Source organism: Hymenobacter piscis (assembly GCF_018760735.1).
Lineage (GTDB): Bacteria > Bacteroidota > Bacteroidia > Cytophagales > Hymenobacteraceae > Hymenobacter > Hymenobacter piscis.
In genome coordinates this window covers 61,509-67,625 of the sequence record NZ_JAHHZN010000023.1, presented here as the reverse complement: position 1 = coordinate 67,625, position 6,117 = coordinate 61,509, and the positions used below count along the sequence as shown (strand labels likewise).

Sequence of the window (6,117 nt, the reverse complement as noted above, 5' to 3'; positions counted from 1 at the left end):
ACGGCAAGGCGGGCGTGGAAAAAGCCCTCGAAACCCGCCCCGACCTGGTGGTGTGCGACATCATGATGCCCGTGCTCGATGGCTACGGCGTGCTGCACATCTTCAACCAGAATCCCCGGCTGGCGGGCGTGCCCTTTATCTTCCTCACGGCCAAAACCGAACGTGCCGACCTGCGTCGGGGCATGGAGCTGGGCGCCGACGACTACCTCACCAAGCCCTTCGACGACACGGAGCTGCTCTCGGCCATTGCCGGCCGCCTGGCCCGCTTTCAGCACCTGCGCCCCGACTACCTCGCCACGCCCGCCGGCGTGCACGACTTCCTGGCCGATGCCGGCCGCGCCGATGGCCTGGACGCGCTGGTGGCCGACCGGCGGCCCCACGTGCTGCCCCGCCGCCACATTCTTTACGCCGAAGGGGACGAGGCCACCCGCCTGTACTTCGTGCAGAGCGGCCGCGTGAAGGTGAGCAAAACCACCGCCGCCGGCAAGGAGCTGATAACGAGCATGCACGGCCCCGGCGAGTTTCTGGGCTACCAGGCCCTGTTGGCCGGCACCGCCCACCACGACACGGCCGTGGCCCTAGACGAAGCCGCAATCCTCTACATCCCGGCCACCGATTTCAGCCGGCTGCTGCTGCGCCACCCCGAGGTGAGCCGCCGCTTCGTGCGCCTGCTGGTGGGTCAGGTGCAGCAGCAGGCCGGGCAGCGCCTCGAGCTGGCCTACAGCTCCCTGCGCCGCCGGGTGGCCGACACGCTGCTGCACCTGCACGCCCAGCAGCAGCAGCTGAACCCCGCCGACCCGCGCATCCCGCTGGGCCGCGACGACATGGCCGCCCTCATCGGGACGGCGCCCGAATCACTGAGCCGCACGCTCAGCGAGTTCCGCCAGGATGGGATTCTGGACGTGGCGCCCGGTTACGTGCACCTGCTGCACCCTGAGCGGCTGCGGGGCAGCAACTGGTAACCATTCTAATGTCGTCCGCCACGGCACTGGACACGCCACACGGCCAGCACTGGCATGATCATCGGCAAGCCCGCAGCGCGGATGGCTTGAAAGCCCCCAGCCACGTTAACCAGGTTGGAGAGCATCAAAAAGTGTGGGGCCGTCGGGTTAGGCATCCATGAACTGAGCTGGGTACCCTTGGTAGACGATGTAGATGCTAAACCATCCGGTTGCTATTGCCCACGCTTTTTGTGCTCTTCATAGTGCGTTGCCGGTCAGCAGCAAGGGTACGCACAGCAGCAGGAAGTTTTTCATAAAAAAGAGACGATCAGGGAGAAGGGGGGAGAAGAAAATGAGAAATGCCGGGGCAGGCAAAGCTGCCCGTCGCCTTAAGGGCCGGACGTAACGGCTCCTGGTTCGGCCAGCAGCAGGGGTAGCTCCCGCAGCAGCCGGTCCACCTCGGCCGGCTGGGTGCCGTCGTAGATGCCGCGGATGTGGCGCCGGGCATCCACCAGCACGAAGGCCCCGCTGTGCACGGCCCCGCCGGGAGCCGTCGGGTCGCGCTGCGCCGACACCAGATACTGCCGGGCCAGGGTGAAAATCGTGTCGCGTGGGGCCGTGGCGAAATGCCACTGGCGCGCATCGCGCACGCCCAGCCGCTGGGCGTATTCGCGCAGCACCGGCAAGGTATCGTGGTCGGGGTCAATGGTGTGGGAAAGAAAGGCCACCCGCCGGTCACCCTGGTAGCGGGTGTACACGCGCAGCAGTTGGCGCTGCATGCCCGGGCAGATGGTGGGGCAGGTGGTGAAAAAGAAATCCGTCAGATACACCTGGCCGGCAAAGGTGGCCGGGGTCACCTGCTGGCTGTCCTGGTTGAGGACCCGGAATGCGGGTGTCAGGGGCCAGAGCGTATCGCCCGCCGCCCGCACCTGCGGCTCGCCCAGGTGGGGCAGCCGCCGGGTAGCGGGCGCATCCGTGCAGCCGGCCAGCAGGCCCGACCCGGCCAGTAGCCCAGCCAGCAGACCCAGGCGGAGGGGGTGCAGTTGTACCCGGATAGATGAGCTGTCCATGGCTTAGCGCAACTGGTGAGCCGAGTCCAGGGCCGCGCGCATCTGCTGCTCGAGCCGGGTGAGCTGCCCGGCCTGGTCGGCCCAGAAATCCTGGTACTGGTGGGCACTCAGGCGGGTGGTGTCGGGCTCCCGGTAGCGGTGCATCCACTCCATCATGGCCGCATCGGCTTGCTGCAGGGCCAGCACGCGGCGGCGGATGGTGCGGGCGCGGCCCCGCCCGACGGCGCTGGCGCTATCCAGGGTCGGGAGTTGTCGTTGCAGGCGCTGGCGCTCAGTGGTGAGTGCATCCATGCGCCCCATCAGCGCGTCGTGGTGCTGCATGACACTAGTACGGGTGGCCTCAGGGACTACCTGGCTGGTGGCGGGGGCGGCAGTGTGCTGGGCGGCGGAATCCGGCTGGCACGCGGCCAACCCGCCAAGTAGGCCCAGCAGCGGAAGCAGCCGGAAAGAAGAAGAAAGCGGAAACATAGTTGAAAAAGTAAAACGGTGGGAGACACCGGGACTACCGCGGCAGACCCGGTCAGGCAGTTTACCGCACTGCCTACAGCAGCGCTGCCAGCCCCGGGGTGCGGATGCTGCCGCTCGGGAAACTGACGGCCGTGTACCCTGTTCAGGCCCGGTCTTAGTCCGGCGCCGGGCTATGGCCGGCGTCGGGGCGCGGGCGCAATGCCGGTAGCGCGCAGCGGCAGTTCCAGCGGCACGACTCGGAAAGGGTCGGGCGCATAAAAAAAGGGAAACTAGGCCGGCTGCTTCCGCACCCAGGGCCGGAGAACAACTGGCTACCCGGCACACTACACTGGCCAGCACCAGTCCAACGGATGCCGGCCGGACGCTTCAGGCGTGCAGCAGCCTAGCGGCCAACGGTAGTGCGCCAGCAGCCGGCCGGCGCGGTAGCAAGCGGCCCCGCTGGCGGGCTCAGGCGCGGGCGGGCGGGTGGTCGGGGCCGGGCCGGTCCCAGTGGTAGGCGTGAGCGCGGAATACCGCGTAGCGCGGGCTGGCCGCGTACCGGACGGGTACGGGCAGCATCAGGCCCGCGAGCGGGGCGCAGAACAGAGTGATTTCCTGAAAGGCCTGCCGGCTATCGGGCTGCTGCTTGCGCTCGGCCTGTGCCACGGCCTTGAGCTGCCTGGCCAGGTGACACTTGCCGTTACACTTGAGTTGGGGCTTGTCGCGGTTAAGGCACAGTACCCGGGCAATGTAGTCCTGGTTGAGCCACCAGCTGGCCACAATGCCCAACCGGCCGGCGCAGTGCACCAACAGGGAGCAGAGAAGCAGAAGGGCAATGGCTCGGCGCATGGTCAACAGCAGCGCCGCGCTGAAGCAGCGCAGCATGGAAAGTGCAAAGGAAGGGCCGGCGTTACGGAGAACCAAACCAGCTTCCCTACTTATGAGCATAAGCCAGCATGTCGGCTTTAAGAGCCCATTTCCTCCCGGGAAGGGTCTTGGTTGATAACGTGGCCTTGTGCCATGCTTGTGCCGGCTTCCCGAAGAGGGATCAGACCGCAAAGCAAAACACGTTGCCCCCCCCGGCTCAGCTGGGAAAGCAACGTGCGTTTGGCTGTTGTAAGAGGTAACCGCTAGAGCTGCGTTTTAGCCAGGTAGAAATCCATCTTCTCCACCGAGTCGTCGGCTAGGCGGGCGTCGAGCTGCGCCAGGGTTTTGGGGGCCGGCAGAATTACTTTCTCGCCCGGCTGCCAGTCCAGGGGCAGGGATACCTTGTGCTGGTCGCCAAACTGCAACGCCTGCAGGCAGCGCAGCATCTCGTCCATGTTGCGGCCCACGCTCATGGGGTAGTACATGATCAGGCGCACCGTGTGACCGGGGTCGATGAAGAACACGGCCCGCACGGCCGCCGTCTCGCTGGCGCCGGGCTGCAGCATGCCGTAGAGGCGCGACACCTTCATGTCCAGGTCGGCAATGATGGGGAAGCGGAAGTACACGCCGCTTTTCTCGCGCACGTTGTTGACCCAGGCAATGTGGGAGTGGATGCTGTCGATGCTCAGGCCCAGCAGCGCGGTGTTGAGGGCTTCAAATTCGGCCTGGCGCTGGGCAAAGCCACTCATCTCGGTGGTGCACACGGGGGTGAAGTCGGCCGGGTGCGAAAAGAATACCACCCATTTGCCGGGGGCAAAATCAGCAAACGTAATGGGGCCGGTGGTGGACTGGGCCGTGAAATCGGGGGCCGGCGAGCCGATGCTGGGCATCGAAACCAGGGGTTGGAGGGGTTCCATAAGGGGGGGGTAAGGGAAAAAGGGGAGTGATACAGAAGAACAGAGGGTAGTTCGCGGACCAGGCCCGGCAGCTGGCGCGTGTTCAGTACGCTTTTGCTGGTAGCTACCCACCAGATCCACGTTGTTACGCGGGCGCAGGGGGGCTGTCAGGGTTGCGCTGCCGGCCGTACCGGTACCAGATAAAGCCGACGGTGCCCATCAGCACGTAGGGAATGGCCATCAGGTAGAGAATACCGGTGTTCAGCCCGTCGGCCTGGTAGCCGTCCTTTTCGGTGCGGGCCGCTTCCACCTGCGTGCTGCAGAGCACGCATTGGGCCGGACTCAACTGGGGCACCAGCAAGGCCAGGGCCAGCAACAGGGGGCGAATACGCTTGATCAGGCAACTCATGGCGTCACGGTTGGAGAAGGTAGAAACAGGCTTGGGACGACGGGGCAAGCCTAAAAGATAGGCGCGCTACTCGGGCGGTGGGGCCCCACCGCAATCCGCCGGCTTACGGGTTGGCTGAGCTCGCCGCCAGGCAGCACGTGTACGGGGCTGAGGAATCCCACCCGCGGGTGCCAGTGGCGGGTTTGACGGCTGCGGGAATAAATGCCCAGGGCCGCCGCTCCCAGCAGCAGATGCAGGCTGGCCGCCAGCGTGAGGAGCAACGCCGGGGAACCAGCGGGAATAACCGTGGCGGCAGGTGCCGACAGGTGCCGGTACGCAGTCCAGAGCGGCAGGAGTGCCATACTCAGGCTACTGGTCAGCAGCAGCAGCAACATAGGCGACCAATTGAAACGGCGACGGGAAAGTGACTTCATGGGGCGACAGGGTAAACTGGTACGGAAGACATCTTAGTAGCTGGCCTCATCCAGGCGCACCTTGCCGCGGAACACCCAGAACACGAAGCCCGTGTAGGTGGCCACCAGCGGAATGCCGATGGCGGCAATGGTGAGCATGATGCCCAGCGACTTTTCGGAAGAGGCGGAGTTGTAAATGGTCAGGTTCCAGGCCGGGTTGAGGGTGGAGCGCACCAGCACCGGAAACAGCCCGGCGGCCACCGTGAGCAGCAGCAGCGCGGCAATGGAGCCCGAGCAGAGAAAGGCCGCGAAGTAACGCCGCCGCCGGATCAGCCGGCCGATGCTGAGCACCAGCGCCAGCGTGAGCAGGGGCACGGCAAACAGCCAGGGCTGGGCCCGGAACACGGTGAGCATGTGCGGCACGTGCCAGAGCGTGGCGGCCGAGAGCAGCAGGTAGAGCCCCGTGAACACGCGCAGCGTCTGCCGCACGATGAGCGTAAGGCGGGCAAACAGGCGGTTCTCGGTTTTGAGCAGCAGATACACCGCCCCGTGCTGGGCAAACAACGCCGCCGTGGTGGCGCCTACCAGCAGGGCGTAGGGGTTGAGGAACGTGAGCCAGTTGCCGTGGAACTCCCGGTCGGCCCCCACGGGCAGGCCCTGGATGAGGTTGCCCAGCACCACGCCCAAACTCAGGGCAATCACCACCGAGGCCACCGAGTAGCTCCCGTCCCAGAGGCTGCGCCACCAGGCCATGGGCTCCTTGCTGCGGAACTCGATGGAAATGGCCCGGAAAATGAGGGCTACCAGAAACAGCATGAACGGCACGTAGAAGGCCGAAAATACGGTGCCGTACACCACCGGGAAGCCCGCAAACAAGGTGCCCCCGCCAATCACCAGCCACACCTCGTTGCCGTCCCAGACCGGCCCGATGGCGTTCAGGGCAATGCGGCGGCTTTCCTCCTTGCGCAGCAGCAGGTGCACGGCGCCGGCCCCCAGGTCAAAGCCGTCGAGCACGGCGTAGCCGGTGAACACGGCCCCCACCACCAGAAACCACCACACGGCCAGATCAAGTCCCAGAAATGTCATCATCAGGCG

General features: G+C 65.7%; 8 protein-coding genes. 1 reads left to right on the top strand and 7 read right to left on the bottom strand.

What is annotated here, in order from left to right; all coding sequences use genetic code 11:
- Nucleotides 1-962, top strand: a 962-nt coding sequence (locus KLP40_RS18275; protein ID WP_215595272.1) for a cyclic nucleotide-binding domain-containing protein, incomplete at its 5' end; no start/stop codon positions are given.
- 368 nt (nt 963-1,330) lie between these two features.
- Here the strand turns inward: KLP40_RS18275 and KLP40_RS18270 are convergent.
- From KLP40_RS18270 to cydB, 7 genes are all read right to left on the bottom strand, one after another.
- Nucleotides 1,331-2,011 carry an SCO family protein gene (locus KLP40_RS18270; protein ID WP_215595271.1) on the bottom strand — a complete coding sequence of 227 codons (681 nt, stop codon included), beginning with the start codon at nt 2,009-2,011 and terminating at the stop codon, nt 1,331-1,333.
- A gap of 3 nt (nt 2,012-2,014) precedes the next feature.
- Nucleotides 2,015-2,479 (bottom strand): hypothetical protein, encoded by a 465-nt coding sequence (locus tag KLP40_RS18265; RefSeq protein ID WP_215595270.1) that lies wholly within the window; start codon nt 2,477-2,479, stop codon nt 2,015-2,017.
- Nucleotides 2,480-2,926: 447 nt separating this feature from the next.
- Nucleotides 2,927-3,343, bottom strand: coding sequence for a hypothetical protein (locus KLP40_RS18260; RefSeq protein WP_215595269.1), 417 nt, complete (start codon nt 3,341-3,343; stop codon nt 2,927-2,929).
- A 245-nt stretch (nt 3,344-3,588) separates the two neighbouring features.
- Nucleotides 3,589-4,242 (bottom strand): peroxiredoxin, encoded by a 654-nt coding sequence (locus tag KLP40_RS18255; RefSeq protein WP_246558999.1) that lies wholly within the window; start codon nt 4,240-4,242, stop codon nt 3,589-3,591.
- A gap of 124 nt (nt 4,243-4,366) precedes the next feature.
- Entirely contained in the window at nt 4,367-4,630 is a 264-nt protein-coding gene (locus KLP40_RS18250) for a hypothetical protein (RefSeq protein ID WP_215595275.1), read from the bottom strand.
- Between the two features lie 50 nt (nt 4,631-4,680).
- Entirely contained in the window at nt 4,681-5,043 is a 363-nt protein-coding gene (locus KLP40_RS18245; protein WP_215595268.1) for a hypothetical protein, read from the bottom strand.
- A gap of 33 nt (nt 5,044-5,076) precedes the next feature.
- Nucleotides 5,077-6,111: a cytochrome d ubiquinol oxidase subunit II gene (gene cydB / locus KLP40_RS18240; protein WP_215595267.1), complete on the bottom strand. Its 1,035-nt coding sequence runs from the start codon at nt 6,109-6,111 to the stop codon at nt 5,077-5,079.
- Nucleotides 6,112-6,117: the final 6 nt, after the last annotated feature.